The sequence below is a fragment of the Mycobacterium gordonae genome, from assembly GCF_001417955.2.
In the GTDB taxonomy this organism is placed as follows: Bacteria; Actinomycetota; Actinomycetes; order Mycobacteriales; family Mycobacteriaceae; genus Mycobacterium; species Mycobacterium gordonae_B.
The window spans coordinates 18,666-37,723 of the sequence record NZ_LKTM01000311.1; the positions used below are offsets into that span (position 1 = coordinate 18,666).

Genomic DNA, 19,058 nt, shown 5'->3' on the forward strand with positions numbered 1-19,058 from the left:
GTGAGCTGAGGGCGGCGAATTCGCCGATTCTCCGCCCAGGTTTCACGCTCGGCGTCCGCAACGGCTCGGCTCAAGCCGAGCGGTACGATCGAGCAACGCAGCGGGCGTGGCGAAATGGCAGACGCGATGGCTTTAGGTGCCATTGCTCGAAAGAGCGTGTGGGTTCGAGTCCCTCCGCCCGCACTCAGCCCCTAAGCACTTCGCTCACTTCAGCGAACAAGTGTTTATCGAACGCCCGGATCGGGAAGTTTGATAGTTACCGTGCTTCAACCGTCTCACGGAAGCCTCTGACGCCACCGGGGAGAACTATGGGTTCGACACTTCGCAGTGTCTTGCAGTGGAGTAAAGCGCCGGCCGAAGGTGTTCAAACAGCATCGACGCCCTGGGCGAACGTCGCGCGCGGGCTGGCCGCCCGAGCGACCACGCCGCTGTTGCCCGATGACTACCTGAAGTTTCTCAACCCCCTCTGGTCCGCGCGCGAGCTTCGTGGGCTGATTGTGGGTGTACAACCGGAAACTGAAGACTCGGCCACCGTGACGATCAAACCGGGGTGGGGATTCTCCGGGGACTACAAAGCCGGTCAGTACGTCGGCATCGGTCTGCGGATCGACGGTCGCTGGCACTGGCGTTCGTATTCGTTGACCTCGGTTCCCCGCCGGGACAACAAGCACATCACCATCACCGTCAAGGCCACTCCCGAGGGATTCCTGTCCACCCACCTGGTGGAGGGCGTCAAACCGGGCACCATCGTCCGGCTCGCCGCTCCCAAGGGGGATTTCGCGCTGCCCGAACCGCCACCGGAAAAGATCCTCTTCATCACCGCCGGCAGCGGTATCACACCGGTGATGGCCATGCTGCGGACCTTCCAGTCACGCGGGCAGAAGGCCGATATCGTCCATATCCACTCAGCGCCCAGCGAAGCCGACGTGATCTTCCGCGAAGAGCTGCGCGAACTGGAGAAGTCCCAGCCCGGTTACCGACTTCATCTGCAGCTCACCGGAACTGATGGCCACCTGGAATTCGGGAAGCTGGCCGACATCGCCGCGGACTGGAAAGAGCGACCAGCCTGGGTCTGCGGCCCATCTGCTCTACTGGATGACGCTGAAAAGCTCTGGGAGAAGGCTGATCTCAGCGACCAACTGCACATGGAGCGCTTCACGATCGCCGCCACCGACAAAGGCGGCGAAGGCGGAACGGTCACCTTCTCGGTCTCCGACAAGACGATCGAAATCGATGGTGCCACCTCGCTGCTGGACGCCGGTGAGAAGGTCGGCATCCAGATGCCCTTCGGTTGCCGGATGGGAATCTGCCAAACCTGCGTACTGCCATTGGAAGCGGGGCATGTCCGCGACTTCCGGTCGGGAACCGAACACCGCGAAGGCGACCGCATTCAGACCTGCATTTCCACCGCGTCCGGCGACTGCACGCTCAAAATCTGAAGGAGTAACAGATGGCCATCACCGACATCAAGGAATACGCCCACCTGACCGCCGAGGACGTCGAACAGCTTGCGCAAGAGTTGGACGCGATCCGTGCCGAAGTCGAGGAGTCCCGCGGCGAACGCGACGCCCGCTATATCCGTCGCTCCATTCAGTTGCAGCGTGCGCTCGCCGCCGGTGGCCGAATTGCGTTGTTCGCCAGTAGAAACAGGTTCGCCTGGCTGGCCGGAACCGGCATGCTCGGCATGGCCAAGATCATCGAGAACATGGAACTCGGCCACAACATCACCCACGGGCAGTGGGACTGGATGAACGACCCGGAGATCCATTCCACCGAGTGGGAGTGGGACACCACCTGCCCGAGCGTGCAGTGGAAGCACTCGCACAATTTCGTCCACCACAAGTACACCAACGTCGTCGACCTCGACGCCGACGTCGGCTACGGCATCATGCGGGTGACTCGCGACGAACCCTGGGAGCCCTACTATCTCGGCAACCCGATCTACAACATTCTGCTGGGCACGCTGTTCGAGTGGGGTGTCGCATTGCACCACATCGAGTCGAAGAAGCTCCGGAAGAAGGAGAAGACCTGGGCGGAGGCGCGCAAGGATCTGCGCGTGATCGGCACGAAGGTTGCCAAGCAGGCCGGCAAGGATTACGTGGTGTTCCCGGCGTTGACGGGCCGCAATTGGAAGCAGACCATGAAGGCCAATTTCGTGGCCAACCTGATCCGCAACTACTGGTCCTACATGGTGATCTTCTGCGGTCACTTCCCGGACGGCGCAGAGAAGTTCACGGTCGAGGAGTTCGAGAACGAGACGCCGGGGGAGTGGTATCTGCGCCAGATGCTGGGATCTGCCAACTTCAACGCCGGACCGGTGATGGCGTTCATCAGCGGCAACCTCTGCTACCAGATCGAGCACCACTTGTTCCCGGACCTGCCCAGCAACCGTTATGCCGAGATTTCGGTTCGAGTCCGCGAGCTTTGCGAGAAGTACGACCTGCCCTATACGACAGGATCTCTTGGTCGCCAGTACTTTCAGTCGTTCTGGACGATTCTGAAGCTGGCGCTGCCGGACAGCATGCTCAAGGCGACATCCGACGACGCCCCGGAGACGCGCTCGGAGTTGAAGTTTCGCGTGCGCGCCGGCCTGAAGGAGAGCTTCATCGATCCCGAGACAGGCCGGCGCCGCGGTTTACGCACCGCACTGCGCGAATTGCGTTCGACTGCAGCCTAACCGGTGCCCCGGCCGGTTTTCTGCTGCAGCTCGTCGATCAGCGCGGATGCCTGAGCCTTGGTCAGGTCGTCGGGCACATCGGCGCCGGCCTCCTGGGCCAGAGTCTGCACATAACTGCGTTGGGGTCCGGTCATCGGTTCATCGCCGGTCACCCAGTCCGCGGGGTCCTTCTCGGGATTCTCTTGCGGGGCCTGTAGTGCTTCGTTGTTGGTCATTGCTGTCACCTCCGCACCCCGGATAGCCATCGCACAAACTTTCGAAACCTACGGATCTGTGGTGAATGGATACGATCGGGGTTTGCGCAGTACCGCCTGAAACCGACGGGAGATCACGTGTCGATTGCACAACGCGAACGGGCCGCGCTGGTGGAGACCATCCGTGCCGCGGGGCCGGAGGCGCCGACTCTCTGCGAAGGGTGGAAAACCCTCGACCTGGCAGCTCATCTGGTGGTCAGAGAGTACCGCCCAGACGCAGCCCCGGGCATACTCATTCCCTTCTTCGCCAAACACACCGAGAAGGTCCAGAACGAGGTCGCTGAGCACACCGGGTGGGACGAGCTGGTGGGCAAGGTCGCATCCGGTCCGCCTGCCTACTCGCCGTTCAAAGTGCTCGACCCGCTGATCAACGTGGCGGAGATGTTCATCCACCACGAGGATGTCCGTCGCGCCGCCGCGAGCTGGGAGCCTCGCACCCTCGAGCCTGCTCTGAAAAGCAGGCTGGCCCGGACCGTGCCGCTGATGGGCCGGCTCACCCTGGCGAAAGTGCCTGGACGGGTTGCGCTGCGCACCACCGAGGGTAAGACGCTACTGACTGCGGGTAGCGGACCGGCCGTCACGGTGACTGGTGAGCCCGAAGAACTGCTGCTGTTTGCGGTGGGCCGGGCAGCCCGGGTTGACTTCGAAGGTGACGAGTCGGCGGTGCGGGCCGTCCGGGAAGCGCCCAAAGGCTTCTAGGCCGCGAGGTACGGAAGCCGATGCCGTATGCCTTACAGTCTCTCCTAGGTAGCTCGTAACCTGGCTGGAGGCGTGTGGTGAGTGCCCTGTTGTCGATCCCGCGTTACCCCACCGACGTGACGCCCGAGTGGTTGTCGACGGTGCTCAGTCGCCGCGGCACGTCGGTGGAGGTTGCCGGCGCAGAAGTGGTGGCGATCGGGACCGGGCAAACTGGGGCCACCTACCGGGTGGCGGCCACCTACGGCTCGGACCCCGGCGGTCTTCCCGAGACGTTCGTGATCAAGTTGCCGGCACAGGATGACGCCGTGCGGGATCGGGTGGTCTTCGGTTACCGCAGCGAATGCTCGTTCTACAGCTCCGTCGCCGACCGGGTGCGGGTGCCGGTACCGGAGTGCTATTACTGCGAGATCACCAATGACGCAATGGAATACGCACTGCTGCTGGCTGACCAGGCGCCCGCGGTGCAGGGCGACCAGATCGCGGGTTGCGGTGCGAGGGAGGCGCGGTTGGCGGTGACCGCGTTGGCCGGCCTGCACGGACCGACCTGGTGTGATCCGGAGTGGCTGGACCTGCCCGGCATCGCATTCGGCCGCCCCGATCAGGACTCTGCCAAGGGTCTCGGTGACGTGGCGCAACTGAGTGCGGACATCACACTAGAGAAGCTCGGTGACCGGATGACCGAGCAGGATCGTGAAACCTTCAGCGCCACAATGCGTGTGGTGACACCGTGGTTGCTTTCCGAGCACGACCGGTATGCGTTGCTGCACGGCGATTACCGCCTGGACAACCTGTTGTTCGATCCCGATCGCACCCGGGTGAGCGTCGTCGACTGGCAGACGCTCGGTATCGGGCTCCCGGCCCGGGATCTGGCGTATTTCACGGCCACCAGCCTCGATTCGCCACTTCGCGCGGAAATCGAGCAAGGCCTGGTCGACGACTATCACGAAGGGCTGCTGACCCATGGTGTCACCGGGTATGACCGCGACACCTGCTGGCGTGACTATCGCTTGGGAGTTGTTCAGGCGCCACTGATCTCGGCGCTGGGGTTCGCGTTCGCGTCCTCAACCGACCGCGGCGACGACATGGTGCTGACCATGCTCACACGCGGGTGTCAGGCGATTCGCGACCTGGGGACCCTGGACCTGATCGGTTGATCACCCGCTCGGTAGAAGTGCCACCATCTTCTCCACCTGCTTGCGGGTGACCACCACTGTCGACCCGTCGGGCAGCCCCAGGATCCGGTCCGTCGCAACGCCGTACAGCCTCAGGCGCCTGACCGCGTCATCGATGGCTTTGCGCCGAGCCCGCGTGTCCGGCGCGTTCATGATGCGAACCAGGTGCGTATCCATGCTGGCGGCGAACCCCTGAATCATGTCACCGACCCCCTCCGGGTCGAAGGTGTCGAACACCCCCTCTTGCACGCCCTCGGCGATGAGTTCGGTAAGGACCGGCCGAAAGAGGTCCTCCCAGATGGTGACGATCCGCCGGAAAAGTGGCCGGTTCGGTGGCGTCAGCAGTGACCTCATCGCGGCGATCTGCTCCGGAGCCCCAATGGCCATCTTGACTTGATAGCTCGCCGAAAGTCCGGCGTTGAGCCGCTGCAGCGCATTCTTGCCCGGCTGGGCGAATACCGGCCGCAACGCCTCGAACGCCTCCTCGGCGCTGCGCTGAGCGAGTGCTTCGACCAGTGCCTCCTTGGACGGGAAGTAGTGATAGAAGGCACCTTTGGACGTACCTGCGGTGGCGAGTAGGTCGTTGAGGCTGACGTTTTCGTAACCGCGTTCGAGAAAGAGCGCGAGGGCCTGGTCCAGCACTTCGGCTTGGCGGATGGTTTTCTGCTTGATGACACGTGCCATTACGGTGGCGACTCAGTCGGACTTCTTCACCCACCCCACATAGGTGAGGTAGATGCCACACAGTGCGAGCAGTCCGAAGCCGATCCGCACCAGGCCGATGGTGGAGCCGGAGGGTTGAGTCGCGGACTGTGCCGCGTTGACAATCGCCTGCGGCATGGCGAGCAATACGAAACCCCGCAGCAACAGGAACCATCCGAACAGCGAGATGATCACGGCCGCGATGCCGCGCCAAAACTGGTGGAACGCAATGATGAACGAGCCGCCGAAGAAAAGCAGCGCGCCGGTCATCCATGGCCACATGGGGTCGGTCGAGAAGCTGGACAGCAGGCCGCCGAGGCTCGCGGCCCGGACGGCGACGATCGCGGGAACCACGGCAATGAACGGGCCGAGCACCCGGGCGAACGAGCGGGTGCGCTGTGATCGGTCGATCGTGGTGACAGTAGTGCTCATGCCTCGACTCCGTGTTCTTCGTGTCGGTGGCGGCTCTTCCGTCCCGATTAGACCACTGGTCTAATTATAGACCAGCGGTCTAAAATTCGCGAGTGGGTTAGTCCCGACGAGCACGGTCGGCGTCAGGGAATCCCATCCGCTGGCGGGTCGTTTGCGTTCCCCGCGGCCTCGTTGCGCATAGGCGACCGCCTCGTCGGCCGACACCTTGGCTCGGGAGAAGAACATCGGCGCATGCGCGTAGATCTTCGTGGGAGCGGTCGAGAATTCTGGCGCCGGCCTAGCGCTGTGCCGCCTTGACCAGGTTGGACCCGATGATCAGTTGCTGAATCTCGCTGGTGCCCTCGTAGAGTCGCAGCAGTCGCACATCGCGATAGATGCGTTCGACCGGAACCCCGCGCATGTAGCCACTGCCCCCGTGTACCTGCACCGCGAGATCGGCTACCTTCCCTGCCATCTCGGTGCAGAACAGCTTGGCCGCCGACGGCGCGATGCGCCGGTCGGAATTGTCGACCCACTGTCGTGCCGTGTCGCGGACCAGCGCACGTCCGGCCAACACGCCGGTCTGCTGCTCGGCCAGCATCGCCTGTACCAGCTGGAAGTTGCCGATCGGCGTGCCGCCCTGGGTTGCGGTCGCGGCGTAGGCCACGGATTCGTCAAGCGCGCGTTGTGCCGCACCCACGGCGATCGCGGCGATGTGAACGCGTCCGCGCGCCAGGGAGGTCATGGCCGCGCGGTAGCCGATGTCTTCATTGCCGCCGATGAGCGCGGTGTCGTCGACGCGTACTTCGTTGAAGCTGACGTCGGAGGTCCAGGCGCCTTCCTGGCCCATCTTGGCGTCCTTGACCCCGACTTCCACGCCCGGCGCGTCGGCCGGCACCAGGAACACCGCGATGCCCGGACCCTTGTCGTCGGCGGGCCGGGTGCGGGCGAAGACGACGAACAGGTCGGCGACGGGGGCGTTGGTGATGAACCGCTTCTGCCCGTCGATGACCCAGTCCCGTTGGTCACGAACGGCTTTCGTTTTCAGGCCGGCCGGGTTGGAGCCGGCGCCGGGTTCGGTCAGGGCGAAGGAGGCGACGGTGTCCCCGGACGCGATCGACTCCAACCAACGACCCTTCTGTTCGTCGGTGCCGAACCCGACCAGGACCTGGCCCGCGATGCCGTTGTTGGTGCCGAACATCGACCGCAACGCCAACGAGGTGTACCCCAGTTCCATCGCCATCTCGACGTCCTGCACCAGGTTGAGCCCGAGCCCGCCGAACTCCTGCGGGATCGCGTAGCCGAAGAGGCCCATCTTCTTAGCCTGGTCACGCAGATCGTCGGGCACCCGGTCCTCGTCAAGGATCTCCTGCTCACGCGGGACGACGGCGGTGCGGATGAAGTGGCGGGTCTGCGCCAGGATTTCCTGAAAATCCTCGTCAGAGACTTCGGGGACCGCTGAAGTCATGTGAGGCAGCTCCTTCTGGCAGGATTGGCACTGGCAAGGCAATATCATATATGAAATACGATATTGGCTGATGAGTGCCCGGCTGCGGGCCACGACGAAGGGGTGCACGGGTGTCGTTGTTGGACGGTCAGACCGCGGTGATCACGGGGGCAGCGCAAGGACTCGGACTCGCGATCGCAGAAAGATTCGTCGCAGAGGGCGCCCGGGTGGTGCTCGGCGACGTCAATCTGGAGGCAACCCAGGCGGCGGCCGACAAGCTCGGTGGCGATGATGTGGCCGCTGCAGTGCGGTGCGATGTGACGAAAGCCGATGAGGTGCAATCGCTGCTGGACACCGCCCTCTCGCGATTCGGCGGCCTGGACATCATGGTCAACAACGCCGGGATCACCCGTGACGCGACCATGCGCAAGATGACCGAGGAGCAGTTCGACCAGGTCATCAACGTGCACCTCAAGGGGACGTGGAACGGAACCCGGCTGGCCGCCGCGATCATGCGGGAGAACAAGCGCGGTGCCATCATCAACATGTCTTCGGTGTCGGGCAAGGTCGGAATGGTTGGCCAGACTAATTATTCAGCTGCGAAGGCCGGGATCGTCGGGATGACGAAAGCCGCCGCCAAGGAGCTTGCCTACCTGGGTGTCCGGGTGAACGCGATCGCCCCCGGGTTGATCCGATCGGCGATGACGGAGGCCATGCCGCAGCGCATCTGGGACTCGAAGGTCGCCGAGGTCCCGATGGGCCGCGCGGGTGAGCCCAGCGAAGTGGCAAGTGTCGCTTTGTTTCTGGCCTCGGATCTGTCCTCGTACATGACCGGCACGGTCATGGAGATCACCGGGGGCCGGCACCTGTGACGACTGGCGCTCGTCGGGAAGCGGTGATCTGTGAACCCATCCGGACACCCATCGGCCGTTACGGAGGGATGTTCCAGTCGCTGAGCGCCGTTGACCTCGGTGTCGCAGCGCTGACCGGGCTGCTGCAGCGCACCGGCCTTGCCCCCGACGCCGTCCAGGACGTCATTCTCGGCCACTGCTATCCGAGCAGCGAGGCACCCGCGATCGGACGGGTGGTGGCCCTGGATGCCGGGCTGCCCGTGACCGTTCCGGGAATGCAGGTCGACCGGCGCTGCGGGTCGGGCCTGCAGGCGGTGATCCAAGCCTGCCTGCAGGTCGTTAACGGCGACAACGACCTGGTGATCGCCGGCGGCTGCGAAAGCATGAGCAACGTCGCCTTCTACTCCACCGATATGCGTTGGGGCGGGGCACGTTCCGGCGTCCAGGTGCACGACGGCCTGGCCCGCGGGCGCACCACGGCCGGCGGCCGCCACTACCCGGTTCCGGGCGGCATGCTGGAGACCGCCGAGAATCTGCGGCGGCAGTACGGCATCTCGCGCCGTGAACAAGACGAGCTGGCGGTGCGCTCACACCAGCGCGCCATCGCGGCACAGAAAAACGGCATCCTCGCCGAGGAAATCGTGCCGGTGACGGTGCGCACCCGCCAGGGTGAAGACGTGATCGCCACCGACGAACACCCGCGCGCCGACACCACGGTGGAATCGCTCAGCAGGCTGAAACCGGTTCTCGCCAAGGAAGACCCGGAGTCCACCGTGACCGCGGGCAACGCCAGCGGGCAGAACGACGCCGCGTCCATGTGTGTGGTGACCACCCCCGACAAGGCGGCCGACTTGGACCTGACGCCGCTGGTGCGTCTGGTGTCGTGGGGTCAGGCCGGGGTGGCGCCGAACATCATGGGTATCGGGCCGGTGCCGGCCACCGACGTTGCGCTGGCCAAAGCCGGGCTCCAACTCAGCGACATCGACCTCATCGAACTCAACGAAGCCTTTGCCGCCCAGGCCCTTGCGGTGATGCGTGAGTGGAAGTTCGGTGCCGCCGACCACGACCGCACCAACGTGCACGGCTCGGGAATCTCGCTGGGTCATCCGGTGGGAGCCACCGGCGGACGGATGCTGGCCACCCTGGCACGCGAACTCCACCGCCGCCGGGCGCGCTACGGCCTGGAGACCATGTGTATCGGCGGCGGCCAGGGACTGGCGGCCGTGTTCGAGCGGGTGACATGAGCGGCCCCGCGCTGCCGCTGGACGGCATCACCGTCATCGAGGTATCCAGCTTCGTCGCCGCACCGTTGTGCGGCATGACGCTGAACCAGTTGGGTGCGAACGTGATTCGCATCGATCCGATCGGCGGTGCAGCAGATGTGCAGCGCTGGCCGCTGGCAGACGACGGCACCTCCATCTACTGGACCGGGCTCAACAAGGGAAAGCGTTCGGTCACCGTCGATCTGCGCTCCGATGAAGGACGGGAACTGGTCCAGCGACTGGTCACCGAATCCGATGGGATCATCGTCAGCAACGCCGCCGGTATGACCTGGCTGGGGTACGAGGCCTTGGCGGCGATGCGGCCCGACGTCATCCACGTCCAGCTGCTGGGACGCGGCGACGGGTCCACCGGGGTGGACTACACCGTCAACGCCGCCGTCGGCTTCCCGCTCGTCACCGGTCCGGCCGAGCACGCCGGCCCGATCAACCATGTGTTGCCGGCCTGGGACGTCAGCTGCGGTCTGTATGCCGCGCTGGCCGTCGTGTCGTCGGTGCGCCGCCGGGACCAGTCGGGTCACGGAGCCCGCGTCAGCATCGCGCTCGAAGACGTCGCGCTGGCCACCGCGGGAAATTTGGGCCTGCTGACCGAACCGCAGGTGCTCGGGACCCAGCGGCCGCGAGTGGGTAACTCCATTTTCGGCCAGTACGGTCAGGATTTCGTGAGCCGCGACGGGGTCAGGTTCATGGTCGTGCTGTTGACGCGACGGCATTTTCGCGACCTGGTGGAGGTGACCGGCACCGGTGCGGCCGTCGCGGCGCTGGCCGAGGCGCTGCAGGTGGACTTCGGTTCGGAAGGGGACCGCTACCGGTATCGCGATGTGCTGTCGGGTCTGTTCGCCGTCTGGTTCGCCGACCACGATGCCGAGCAGATCGGCGCGGCGCTGGCCGCTACCACCGTGCTGCACGAGAGGTACCGCACCTTCGCCGAGGTGGCCGGGGACCCGAAAGTGACCGCCAACCCGCTGTTTTCCCGCCTGCACCAGCCGGGAGTAGGCGACTATCTGGCCCCGGCCATGCCGGCCGCCTTCGATGGTGTCCACCTCGCCAGCGCGGCCGCGCCGGCGCTCGGGGCGGACACCGCCGACGTGCTGGCCGAGTACCTGGGTCTGACGGCCGACGACATCACGCGGCTGGCCGGCGCGAAAACCATCGCAGGCTGAGAGGAATCCAGCACATGACCAAACTCGCCCAGACACTCGGCCTCACCGACGTCCAAACCGAGATCGTGTCCACCGTGCGCCAATTCGTCGACAAGGAAGTCATACCCAACGCCCAGGAACTCGAGCACAGCGACTCCTATCCCCAGGCCATCGTCGACGGATTGCGCGACATGGGCCTGTTCGGGCTGATGATCCCGGAGGAGTACGGCGGGCTGGGGGAGTCGCTGCTGACCTACGCGTTGTGTGTCGAAGAGCTTGCCCGCGGCTGGATGAGCGTATCGGGTGTGCTGAACACCCATTTCATCGTCGCGTACATGCTGCGTCAGCACGGCACCGACGAACAGAAGCAACGATTCCTGCCGCGCATGGCCACCGGCGAAACGCGCGGCGCCTTCTCGATGTCAGAACCGGAACTGGGGTCGGATGTGGCCGCCATCCGCACCCGCGCCACCCGCAACTCCGACGGGACCTACACCATCGACGGCCAGAAGATGTGGCTCACCAACGGCGGTAGCTCGACGCTGGTGGCGGTGCTGGTGCGCACCGACGAAGGTGCGGACAAACCGCACCGCAACCTGACGGCCTTTCTCGTCGAGAAGCCAACGGGATTCGGCGAAGTGGTGCCCGGCCTGATCATCCCCGGCAAGATCGACAAGCTGGGATACAAGGGTATCGACACCACCGAACTCATCTTCGACGGCTATGGCGCCAGTGCCGATGACATCCTGGGCGGCCGACCCGGCCAGGGCTTCTTCCAGATGATGGACGGCATCGAAGTCGGCAGGGTCAACGTGTCGGCCCGTGCCTGCGGGATCGCGCTCCGCGCCTTCGAACTGGCGGTGCGCTACGCCCAGCAGCGGCAGACCTTCGGCAAGCCGATCGCCGATCACCAGGCCATCGCATTCCAGTTGGCCGAGATGGCTACCAAAGTCGAAGCCGCCCATCTGATGATGGTCAACGCCGCGCGCTTGAAGGACTCCGGGGAACGCAACGACGTGGCCGCGGGAATGGCGAAATACCTTGCCAGCGAGTTCTGTTCCGAGGTGACCCAGCAGAGTTTCCGGATTCACGGCGGCTACGGCTACTCCAAGGAGTACGAGATCGAGCGGTTGATGCGCGATGCCCCGTTCCTCCTGATCGGCGAGGGCACCAGCGAGATCCAGAAGTCCATCATCAGCAAGCGGCTGCTCGACGAGTACCGGGTGTGAAGCCATGACCGTTCCCGACTTCGGTGCGCGTCCGCAACTTTCCGAGGACGTCGCGGCCTTCGTGCGGAAGCGGATCTTCGAGGGCACCTACGCCGCGGGGCAGTACGTGCGGCTGGACCAGCTGGCCATGGAACTCGGCATCAGCGTGACGCCGGTGCGGGAGGCACTGTTCGCGCTGCGCGCCGAAGGTCTTGTCGCCCAACAACCCCGACGCGGCTTTGTGGTGCTGCCGCTGACGCAACGCGACCTCGCCGATGTCGCCAACGTTCAGGCCCACGTCGGCGGACAACTCGCCGCGCGTGCCGCGCTGAACATCACCGATGACCAGTTGCGCGAACTCCAGCAGATCCAGAATCAGCTCGAGGCCGCGTACGCCGCCGACGACGACGAGCGCACGGTGCGACTGAACCACGAGTTCCACCGGGCCATCAATATCGCCGCGGATTCGGCCAAACTCGCGCAACTGATGTCGCAGATCACCCGCTACGCCCCCGAGTCGGTGTTCCCGATGATCGAGCACTGGCCCGACCAAGCCGTCAAGGACCATCGGAGGGTGCTGGATGCGCTGGCCAGGCATGACGCGGAGCAGGCCCGTGCCGCCATGTCGGAACATCTGGCCGCCAGCGCGATTCCGCTGATCGACCACCTCATCGAGCGTGGGGTGGTGGTTCGAGCCGAGCACTGACGGCCTTGTCGTGGCGCGACCGGAGACATACGCTGCCCGTACGGGTCGCAGGACAGGGGAATCAAATGCGCGTATTGCCTACCACCGCGGTGCTCATGGCCTGCGTGTCAGCGATCACGGCGGCGCCTCCGGCCGGAGCCGAGCCATTGGACCCGATACCAGGCAACGGCGTGTTCGTGGTCGGGCCTGACATAGCGCCCGGTCTCTACCGCACGGCAGGGTCGGCCTCGACGTTCGGGGTGTGGATCAACAATGTGCCGACCCAGGACTCGATGTGCGCGTGGTTCACCTACAGCACGCCCGATGCGAACAAGGAGCATGTGCTGCAGACGAATATCTCGGTCGGCCCGATGTTCGCCAACATCAACACCTCGGTGAAGGCGTTCGAGTCGCAGAACTGTCAGCCCTGGACGCGGGTGCCCTGAGCACTCAGCAGCTCCCGCAGCCGACGGGTGTCGACCTTTCCGGTACCGCCACGGGGCACGTCGTCATCGGAGTTCAGCAAAAGCCACACCGATGGAATCTTGAACGCGCTCAGCACTTCTCGTGCCGCACTGCGCAGCCGGCCGGCGTCCAGTCCGCTACCCAGCACCGCGGCACCAACCTGGCCGTCGACGTCGGTGACGAAGGCGTTGTGGACGCCGACGATGCCGCGGAGTGCCCGTTCGACTTCACCGGGATAGACGGTGGCGCCGCTGACCTTGAACATGTCGTCGGATCGGCCGTGGAAATAGAGAAAGCCGTCTGTGTCGAGGCGGCCCAGGTCGCCGGTGGGGTAGAAGCCGTCGGTGGTGAACACCTCTTCGCGGCTGCGCCGGCAGATGCCGCGCAGCGTGTGGGACCCCCGCAGCTGGATCATGCCGACAGTTCCGGCCGGAACCGGTCGACCCGACTCGAGATCGACGATGCGGACTTCCATGCCGGCGAACGGTTTTCCGCAGCTGCCCCGCGCCGTCACTGGCAGGTCGGTGTCGGCCGGATAGCCGCAGTACGGTCCGAATGCCTCCGTCATGCCGAACAACGTTGCCCGCGAGCCGGGTTGGGCACGCTGCTCCAGGGCCAGCAGCGCCTCCAGGCTGCCGGGACGCAGCGCGGAAAGGTCGACATCAGCCCGATCCGGGTGCCGTGCCAGGGCTTCGGCCTGATCGGGCCAGCCGCGGAACAGCGTGACCCGCTCACGCTCCAACAGCCGCGGGGTGGTGGCGGGTGCGGGCCGTTCCTCGGTCACCAGGGTGGCTCCGGCCAGCAGCGCGGACAGGATGCCGCTGCCGAAGCCGCCCACCCAGAAGAACGGCATGGGCAGATACAGGCGACTGTGTGAGTTGATGCAGCGTGCCGCGAGGCCGGAGCGCACCGCGCTCAAAGCACCGCCGTGCGAATGCATGACGCCCTTGGGTGCGCCGCTGCTTCCCGAGGTGAAGATGATGACGAGCGGATCGGCCGGGGTCACCGTTGCAGCCATGGCGTCGACGATCCGGCGGGCCGGTCCGTCGGCGGTGAGGTGCTGCAGCCCCTCGGCTGTCCAGACGCGTTGTAAAGCAGGAAGTTCGGCACGCGAGACCGAGTGGACGGCGTCGAGGTACCGGTGCCCGCGGAACTCCTCGAGGCCCACCAGTACCTGCACGGCCGCCGTCCGCAGTTGGGCGATGAGTTCGGCGGGCCGCAGCAGTGTGCTCAGCGGTACCAGGACCGCGCCGATGCGGGTCGCCGCGACGGCGATCTGCACCCAGCGGGTGCAGTTGGGCATGATTAACCCCATCCGGGTGCCTTTACGCACCCCCGAGCGGATCAATGCGGCGGCCAGTTCAGCTGTGGTGGAGTCTATTTCGCGGTAGCTGAGACGGCCGGTGGGGTCGATCACCGCGGCCTTGGCGTCATGAGCGGCGGCCTGCTGTCGCACCAGACGATCGATGGTGTCAGTCATCGAACAGCTTCCTGAGTCGCAGCGTGTCGATCTTTCCGCTGGACAGCAGCGGTATCTGGCCGCGCGGCAGGGCAACGAAGCGACGTGGGATCTTGTAGGCGGAGAGTTCCGTCCGAAGGCGCAACCGCAGCGCCGCCTCGTCGAAGCCGTGCGACGCGTCGGGCAGGACTACCACCGCGGCCACCAGCTGCCCGCGCGTCGCGTCGGGTATCCCGACCACGTGCGCGGTGACGCCGATGCCGGCCATCGCCCTCTCCACCTCGGCGGCAGAGACATTGGCGCCGGCGGTCTTGATCATGCTGCCCAGTCGGCCGGCGAAATAAAAGAATCCGTCATCGTCCGCGCTGAGCAGATCGCCGGTGTGGAACCAGCCGTCTGCGTCGAAGCACTCCTCGCGGGTGCGTTTGTAATAGCCCTGCATGACGTACGGTCCCCGGATCCACAGTTCGCCGACCTCCCCGGGTCGCACTTGCCCGCCGGTATCCGGGTCGACGATCAACGTCTGGATCTCTGGCGCCGCTCTGCCGTACGAGCCGCGCCGCTGCTCCGGTTGATCGGATTCGTCCGCGCTGATCAGCAGGACACTTCCAGCTTCGGTCATGCCCAGCATGTTGTGTCGCAGCTCCGGATCGGATGGGCGGACCTCCGGGGCCATGATCGGATACAGATTTCCTCGACGCAGTGACGAAAGATCGCGCTCGGGGTAGCTCGGATGATCGGTCAGGTGGGCCACCCCGGCGACGAAACCGTTGGTCAGGGTCGGCTTCTCGGTTTCGATCAGATCGAGCACGGCACCCGCGTCAGTCGAGTTGGAACACACCAGAGTCGATCCGGCGACCAGCGTCGCCAGGAGTGCGAACGCGAAGCCGCCGATCCAGAAGAACGGCGAATTGCAGAACAGCCTGTCATCCGGGGTCAACCCGCGGATCGCATTGAGGTTGCGCTGATGGCCGATCAGCGCGGCCTGGGTGTGCACCACCCCCTTGGGGGCACTCGTCGAGCCGGACGTGTAGACGATGGTCAACACGTCGCAGCCGTCGACGTCGTCCTCCATCGCGCGCAACAGTTCCGCGGGGATGTTCGAACTGAGCTGTGACACCCGCTCGATGTCGGTGATGTGGCGCAGCAGCGGCGCGTCGGTGAGGAAGAGCTCACCGTCGAGGTTCTCGCCATCGAAAGCCTCGGCGAGGCGCCGCGCGTAGTCGTGGGATCGGAAAGAGCTGGCGCTCAACAGCATCGCCACATCGGCGTGCACCAGCTGTTCGCGCAGTTCGCGCGCCGTGGCGAAGGTGGAGAACGGCACCACGACCGCGCCGACGCGGGCGGCCGCCAGCGTTGCGACCACGAAGTCGGGACCGTTGGGATAGAGCAGACCCACGTGAGTGCCCTTGCCCGCTCCCAGTGCTATCAGCCCTCGGGCCAGGCGCGCCGAGCGTTCTTCGGCCTCGTCATAGCCGATGCGGTCGCCGTCGCTGACCAGCATCGGGTGGCGAGGGCGCGAATCAGCCTGTTGTCGAAGCAGCTTCGCGATCGTGGCCGGTTCAGCGGGCATGGTCACGCCGGAAAAGCTCGCGGATCGCGCCGAGGTCGGGCTTACCGGAGGGCGTGCGGGGAATCGTCTCGACGACGACGATGTCGGTGGGAATCTCATATCTCGCCAGGCGCTTCCACAGGTGGGACACCAGGTCCTCGGTGGTGGCGGGTGTCCGCAGTTCCACCACGGCCACCGGCGTCTCGCCGAGCCGCGCGTCGGCGCGTGCGATGACGGCCGCCCCGGCCACCGCGGGGTGGGTCTCCAGCGCGCTGCGCACGTCGTCGGGCATCACCTTGAACCCGCCGCGGATGATGGCCTGGTCCGCCCGCCCCACGATCCAGACGAAGCCCTCCGCGTCGATGCGGGCCAGGTCCGTAGTCTTCATCCACTGCGCCGAGGTGTGCTGCGCGGGCCTGACCTCGAGCCGGCCGACTTGATCGGGGCCGACCACAGAGCCGGTCTCGTCGACGACGCGTAGCTGCGTGCCGGTATTGGCGCGGCCCACGCTGCCGCGCTTGGCGGCCCAGTACCGCTGGTGGTCGGCCAGCGTCCAGCCGGCGACACCCCCACCGAATTCGGTTGCGGCATAGGAGGTGAGCACGGGAATGCCGTACTTCGCGGTGAAGGCATCGGCGTCGTCGGCCGACAACGGTGCCGTGCCGCAGGTGACGGTGCGGACGCCGGCCAGGTCGTCGCGGGTCAGGCCGGAGTGCAACACGGTCCGCAAGGCTGCCGGAACCAGCGACACCGTGCGTGGCCGGTGCTTGCGTACCGCTGCGGCCCAGCTGTTGAGCTCGAAGCGATCCAGCAGAACGAATGGCCGCGCTTCGACCACGCATTGCAATGCCCGGTAGACCCCACCGATGTGAACCAGCGGCGAGTTGACGACCGCGACACCGCGCCGCACCTCGGCAGGCGGGGGTGCGGTGCGGTAGTCCGGGCCCATCACGCTGTGGGCCAGTGTGTCGTAACTGAGGTCGATGCGTTTGGGTGGGCCGGTGGTGCCGCTGGTCAGCATCCGCACCGCGACCCCCGAACGCGGCCCCACCACCGTCATCGACCGGTCGGGCCCGTCGAAGATGCCAGCAAGCGAAATCGTTGCGTTATCCGGGTTTTCGGTGAGTACTGCGGTCAGGTCGTCCGGTTCGCCCAGCACCACGGACAACCGCAACCCTGCGACGTCGGCCCGGGTGCGTTCGTCCCCGCGAGCCGGGTTGATGGTCACCACGGTCGCGCCGCTCATCAGCACACCGAGCAGCGCGGCCACCTGTGCGGGCCGGTTGCGCAACAAGATTCCGACATCGGATCCCGGCAACGACGAACCGATCCGGTGGGCCGCCGTCCCGATCTGCCCCCAGGAGAACCACCGGCCGTCGAACTCGATGGCCGGTGCGTCCGGTTGCAAGGCCAGCGCATCGGCGATGCGCTGGCTGAGCGGGTGAACGGGCACTACCGGATCTTGGGCTTCCGCTGCTCAGCGTCCCCCGCGGCCAGTTGCGCGGTGCCGATCGGGTTGCCCAGACGGGTATAGATCAGGCCCTGCTCCATCGCCACGCGGTAGGGCTTGTCGAGCGATTCCCAGATCGCTTTCACAGTGCCCTGGGTGGCCGCCGGCGGCTTGGCCGCGATAGCCGCCGCGATTTCGTGTGCCCGCGGCCATAAACATTCGGGCTCAACGACTTCCGACACCAGTCCGATACGCAGGGCAGTGTCGGCGCTGACGCGTTCGTCGTTACCCATCAGCGCCATCCGCAGCGTCTCCCCAAGGCCGATGCGGCGCATCAGCCCGATCGGCTCCAGCGCGCACACCAGTCCGGCGGACACATGCGAGTCGAAAAACGTTGCGTCCGTGGAGCAGATGACCACGTCGGATTCATTGACGAAGTAGAACGCTCCCGCGGTGCACATCCCTTGGACCGCGCACACCACCGGCTTCCACATCTTCTGCCACTTGGGGCTCAGAAATTCGCCGGGGTCCTCGTGGTTCCAGATGTTGTCGGGTTGGCCGTAGGGCTCCGTAACATCCAGTCCGGCGCTGAAAGCCCTTGGGCCTGCCGCGCGCAACACCACCGCATGCACAGAGTCGTCGAGCTTGACCGTCCGCCATGCGTCGGCCATCTCCCGGCACATGGTCCGGTTGAACGCATTGAGCCGCGTGGGCCTGTTCAGCGTGATGGTCGCGACATGGTCGGCAGCGTCGACCTCGAGTTCGATCGTTCGAATGCTCATCAGCGGCACTGCCAATCCGGCTTGCGCTTCTCGACGAACGCCCTGGGGCCCTCTTGCGCGTCGTCGGTGCGCAGGACCCGCTCGCGGAATGTCTCGGCCAGTATCTCGGCCTCGTGCAGTGGGACGTTGAGGCCTTTGAGGATGGCCAGTCTGGTCCCCCGGACCGCCAGCGGAGCGTTCGAGTTGACGATGTCGGCGATCTCACGGGCCCGGTCCAACAGGCGATCGTGCTCGACGACCTCGCTGACCAGCCCGAGCTGGTAGGCCCGTTGCGCATCCATCCGTTCGTGCCTGCCCATCAACGCCATTCGCAGCGCGATCGAGCGCGGCAGCACCCGCGATACGCGAACCATCTCCCGTCCCGCCACCAGTCCGATGCTGACATGCGGATCAAAGAACGTGGCCTGCTCGGAGGCGATGACGATGTCGGACGTGGTCACCCAGTCCATGCCCGCCCCGCAGCACAGGCCGTTGACCGCGGTCACCACCGGTTTGGCGGTGCTTCGAAACGGTGGGGTCCCTTCCTGCGGCGCCTCCCACTGGTCGTAGGTCGACAGGTACGGCCGCTCGTAGATCACCTTGCCGTCTTCGGGGATCGCCTTGACGTCGGCTCCCGTGCAGAACGCGCGGCCGGTGCCCGTGACGATGGTCAGCCAGACCCGGTCGTCATTCTCGGCTTCGTCGTAGGCGGCCCGCAGTTCGGTGATCATGTGCGGGCTCAGGGCGTTCAGCGCCGCCGGGCGATTCAGGGTGATGGTGGCCGTATGCCCGTCGACTTCGTAAAGGATGTTGTCGAACGCAGGCATGGCCGCTTCCCCTCTC

The 19,058-nt window shown here is 65.5% G+C and carries 19 protein-coding genes, 1 tRNA gene and 1 pseudogene; 11 read left to right on the top strand and 10 right to left on the bottom strand.

What is annotated here, in order from left to right:
• Positions 1–100: 100 nt before the first annotated feature.
• From AO501_RS21445 to AO501_RS21455, 3 genes are all read left to right on the top strand, one after another.
• Positions 101–183: transfer RNA gene (locus AO501_RS21445), tRNA-Leu, on the top strand.
• Between the two features lie 125 nt (positions 184–308).
• Positions 309–1,439: a ferredoxin reductase gene (locus AO501_RS21450; protein ID WP_055579630.1), complete on the top strand. Its 1,131-nt coding sequence runs from the start codon at positions 309–311 to the stop codon at positions 1,437–1,439.
• An 11-nt stretch (positions 1,440–1,450) separates the two neighbouring features.
• Positions 1,451–2,677, top strand: coding sequence for a fatty acid desaturase family protein (locus AO501_RS21455; RefSeq protein WP_055579631.1), 1,227 nt, complete (start codon positions 1,451–1,453; stop codon positions 2,675–2,677).
• On the opposite strand, the gene AO501_RS21460 is transcribed toward AO501_RS21455, so the two are convergent.
• Complete coding sequence (locus AO501_RS21460; protein WP_055579659.1) at positions 2,674–2,892, bottom strand: DUF3072 domain-containing protein; 219 nt, start codon at positions 2,890–2,892, stop codon at positions 2,674–2,676. The genes AO501_RS21455 and AO501_RS21460 overlap by 4 nt on opposite strands.
• Before the next feature lie 117 nt (positions 2,893–3,009).
• Between AO501_RS21460 and AO501_RS21465 the strand changes: the two genes are divergently transcribed.
• Together AO501_RS21465 and AO501_RS21470 are read left to right on the top strand one after the other, a co-directional pair.
• The gene (locus AO501_RS21465; RefSeq protein WP_055579632.1) at positions 3,010–3,630 is read left to right on the top strand and encodes a TIGR03085 family metal-binding protein; all 621 of its coding nucleotides are present in this window, start codon (positions 3,010–3,012) and stop codon (positions 3,628–3,630) included.
• An 86-nt stretch (positions 3,631–3,716) separates the two neighbouring features.
• Positions 3,717–4,784, top strand: a complete 1,068-nt coding sequence (locus tag AO501_RS21470) for a phosphotransferase family protein (protein WP_055579660.1) — start codon at positions 3,717–3,719, stop codon at positions 4,782–4,784.
• Here AO501_RS21470 and AO501_RS21475 read toward each other — a convergent pair whose 3' ends face one another.
• The 4 genes and pseudogenes from AO501_RS21475 to AO501_RS21485 all read right to left on the bottom strand — a co-directional run bounded on the left by AO501_RS21475 (position 4,785) and on the right by AO501_RS21485 (position 7,383).
• A complete protein-coding gene (locus AO501_RS21475) occupies positions 4,785–5,486 on the bottom strand; it encodes a TetR/AcrR family transcriptional regulator (protein ID WP_055579633.1) in 702 nt (233 codons plus the stop codon).
• A 12-nt stretch (positions 5,487–5,498) separates the two neighbouring features.
• On the bottom strand, positions 5,499–5,936 hold the full coding sequence (locus tag AO501_RS21480; protein ID WP_055579634.1) for a hypothetical protein: 438 nt from the start codon (positions 5,934–5,936) through the stop codon (positions 5,499–5,501).
• A 114-nt stretch (positions 5,937–6,050) separates the two neighbouring features.
• A pseudogene (locus AO501_RS40770) lies at positions 6,051–6,146 on the bottom strand (helix-turn-helix transcriptional regulator); the annotation flags it as partial.
• Positions 6,147–6,213: 67 nt separating this feature from the next.
• A complete protein-coding gene (locus tag AO501_RS21485) occupies positions 6,214–7,383 on the bottom strand; it encodes an acyl-CoA dehydrogenase family protein (protein WP_055579635.1) in 1,170 nt (389 codons plus the stop codon).
• A gap of 110 nt (positions 7,384–7,493) precedes the next feature.
• Between AO501_RS21485 and fabG the strand changes: the two genes are divergently transcribed.
• The 6 genes from fabG to AO501_RS21515 all read left to right on the top strand — a co-directional run bounded on the left by fabG (position 7,494) and on the right by AO501_RS21515 (position 12,974).
• The gene (gene fabG, locus AO501_RS21490; protein WP_055579636.1) at positions 7,494–8,234 is read left to right on the top strand and encodes a 3-oxoacyl-ACP reductase FabG; all 741 of its coding nucleotides are present in this window, start codon (positions 7,494–7,496) and stop codon (positions 8,232–8,234) included.
• Positions 8,231–9,457 carry an acetyl-CoA C-acetyltransferase gene (locus tag AO501_RS21495; RefSeq protein ID WP_055579637.1) on the top strand — a complete coding sequence of 409 codons (1,227 nt, stop codon included), beginning with the start codon at positions 8,231–8,233 and terminating at the stop codon, positions 9,455–9,457. Before fabG ends, AO501_RS21495 begins: the two co-directional genes overlap by 4 nt.
• Positions 9,454–10,656, top strand: a complete 1,203-nt coding sequence (locus AO501_RS21500; protein WP_055579638.1) for a CoA transferase — start codon at positions 9,454–9,456, stop codon at positions 10,654–10,656. The genes AO501_RS21495 and AO501_RS21500 overlap by 4 nt, the downstream gene beginning before the upstream one ends.
• A 14-nt stretch (positions 10,657–10,670) precedes the next feature.
• Positions 10,671–11,864 (top strand): acyl-CoA dehydrogenase family protein, encoded by a 1,194-nt coding sequence (locus AO501_RS21505; protein ID WP_055579639.1) that lies wholly within the window; start codon positions 10,671–10,673, stop codon positions 11,862–11,864.
• Between the two features lie 4 nt (positions 11,865–11,868).
• Positions 11,869–12,549, top strand: a complete 681-nt coding sequence (locus tag AO501_RS21510) for a GntR family transcriptional regulator (protein WP_055579640.1) — start codon at positions 11,869–11,871, stop codon at positions 12,547–12,549.
• A 65-nt stretch (positions 12,550–12,614) separates the two neighbouring features.
• Positions 12,615–12,974, top strand: a complete 360-nt coding sequence (locus tag AO501_RS21515; RefSeq protein ID WP_055579641.1) for a hypothetical protein — start codon at positions 12,615–12,617, stop codon at positions 12,972–12,974.
• On the opposite strand, the gene AO501_RS21520 is transcribed toward AO501_RS21515, so the two are convergent.
• The 5 genes from AO501_RS21520 to AO501_RS21540 are packed head-to-tail and all read right to left on the bottom strand — an operon-like array spanning position 12,950 to position 19,042.
• Positions 12,950–14,473, bottom strand: coding sequence for a class I adenylate-forming enzyme family protein (locus AO501_RS21520; protein ID WP_055579642.1), 1,524 nt, complete (start codon positions 14,471–14,473; stop codon positions 12,950–12,952). The genes AO501_RS21515 and AO501_RS21520 overlap by 25 nt on opposite strands.
• Positions 14,466–16,025, bottom strand: a complete 1,560-nt coding sequence (locus AO501_RS21525) for a class I adenylate-forming enzyme family protein (protein ID WP_055579661.1) — start codon at positions 16,023–16,025, stop codon at positions 14,466–14,468. The genes AO501_RS21520 and AO501_RS21525 overlap by 8 nt, the downstream gene beginning before the upstream one ends.
• Entirely contained in the window at positions 16,015–17,457 is a 1,443-nt protein-coding gene (locus AO501_RS21530; RefSeq protein WP_055579643.1) for a class I adenylate-forming enzyme family protein, read from the bottom strand. The genes AO501_RS21525 and AO501_RS21530 overlap by 11 nt, the downstream gene beginning before the upstream one ends.
• Positions 17,457–18,236 carry an enoyl-CoA hydratase/isomerase family protein gene (locus tag AO501_RS21535; RefSeq protein WP_055579662.1) on the bottom strand — a complete coding sequence of 260 codons (780 nt, stop codon included), beginning with the start codon at positions 18,234–18,236 and terminating at the stop codon, positions 17,457–17,459. Before AO501_RS21535 ends, AO501_RS21530 begins: the two co-directional genes overlap by 1 nt.
• A complete protein-coding gene (locus AO501_RS21540) occupies positions 18,236–19,042 on the bottom strand; it encodes an enoyl-CoA hydratase/isomerase family protein (protein WP_055579644.1) in 807 nt (268 codons plus the stop codon). Before AO501_RS21540 ends, AO501_RS21535 begins: the two co-directional genes overlap by 1 nt.
• Positions 19,043–19,058: the final 16 nt, after the last annotated feature.

What these genes read in the sequence shown, in the direction of transcription:
- AO501_RS21505 (WP_055579639.1), top strand. Translation starts at nt 10,671, where the DNA reads ATGACCAAACTCGCCCAGACACTCGGCCTCACCGACGTCCAAACCGAG.
- AO501_RS21500 (WP_055579638.1), top strand. Translation starts at nt 9,454, where the DNA reads ATGAGCGGCCCCGCGCTGCCGCTGGACGGCATCACCGTCATCGAGGTA.
- AO501_RS21510 (WP_055579640.1), top strand. Translation starts at nt 11,869, where the DNA reads ATGACCGTTCCCGACTTCGGTGCGCGTCCGCAACTTTCCGAGGACGTC.
- AO501_RS21520 (WP_055579642.1), bottom strand. Translation starts at nt 14,473, where the DNA reads ATGACTGACACCATCGATCGTCTGGTGCGACAGCAGGCCGCCGCTCAT.
- AO501_RS21455 (WP_055579631.1), top strand. Translation starts at nt 1,451, where the DNA reads ATGGCCATCACCGACATCAAGGAATACGCCCACCTGACCGCCGAGGAC.
- AO501_RS21535 (WP_055579662.1), bottom strand. Translation starts at nt 18,236, where the DNA reads ATGAGCATTCGAACGATCGAACTCGAGGTCGACGCTGCCGACCATGTC.
- AO501_RS21485 (WP_055579635.1), bottom strand. Translation starts at nt 7,383, where the DNA reads ATGACTTCAGCGGTCCCCGAAGTCTCTGACGAGGATTTTCAGGAAATC.
- AO501_RS21450 (WP_055579630.1), top strand. Translation starts at nt 309, where the DNA reads ATGGGTTCGACACTTCGCAGTGTCTTGCAGTGGAGTAAAGCGCCGGCC.
- AO501_RS21480 (WP_055579634.1), bottom strand. Translation starts at nt 5,936, where the DNA reads ATGAGCACTACTGTCACCACGATCGACCGATCACAGCGCACCCGCTCG.
- AO501_RS21540 (WP_055579644.1), bottom strand. Translation starts at nt 19,042, where the DNA reads ATGCCTGCGTTCGACAACATCCTTTACGAAGTCGACGGGCATACGGCC.
- AO501_RS21515 (WP_055579641.1), top strand. Translation starts at nt 12,615, where the DNA reads ATGCGCGTATTGCCTACCACCGCGGTGCTCATGGCCTGCGTGTCAGCG.
- AO501_RS21525 (WP_055579661.1), bottom strand. Translation starts at nt 16,025, where the DNA reads ATGCCCGCTGAACCGGCCACGATCGCGAAGCTGCTTCGACAACAGGCT.
- AO501_RS21460 (WP_055579659.1), bottom strand. Translation starts at nt 2,892, where the DNA reads ATGACCAACAACGAAGCACTACAGGCCCCGCAAGAGAATCCCGAGAAG.
- AO501_RS21475 (WP_055579633.1), bottom strand. Translation starts at nt 5,486, where the DNA reads ATGGCACGTGTCATCAAGCAGAAAACCATCCGCCAAGCCGAAGTGCTG.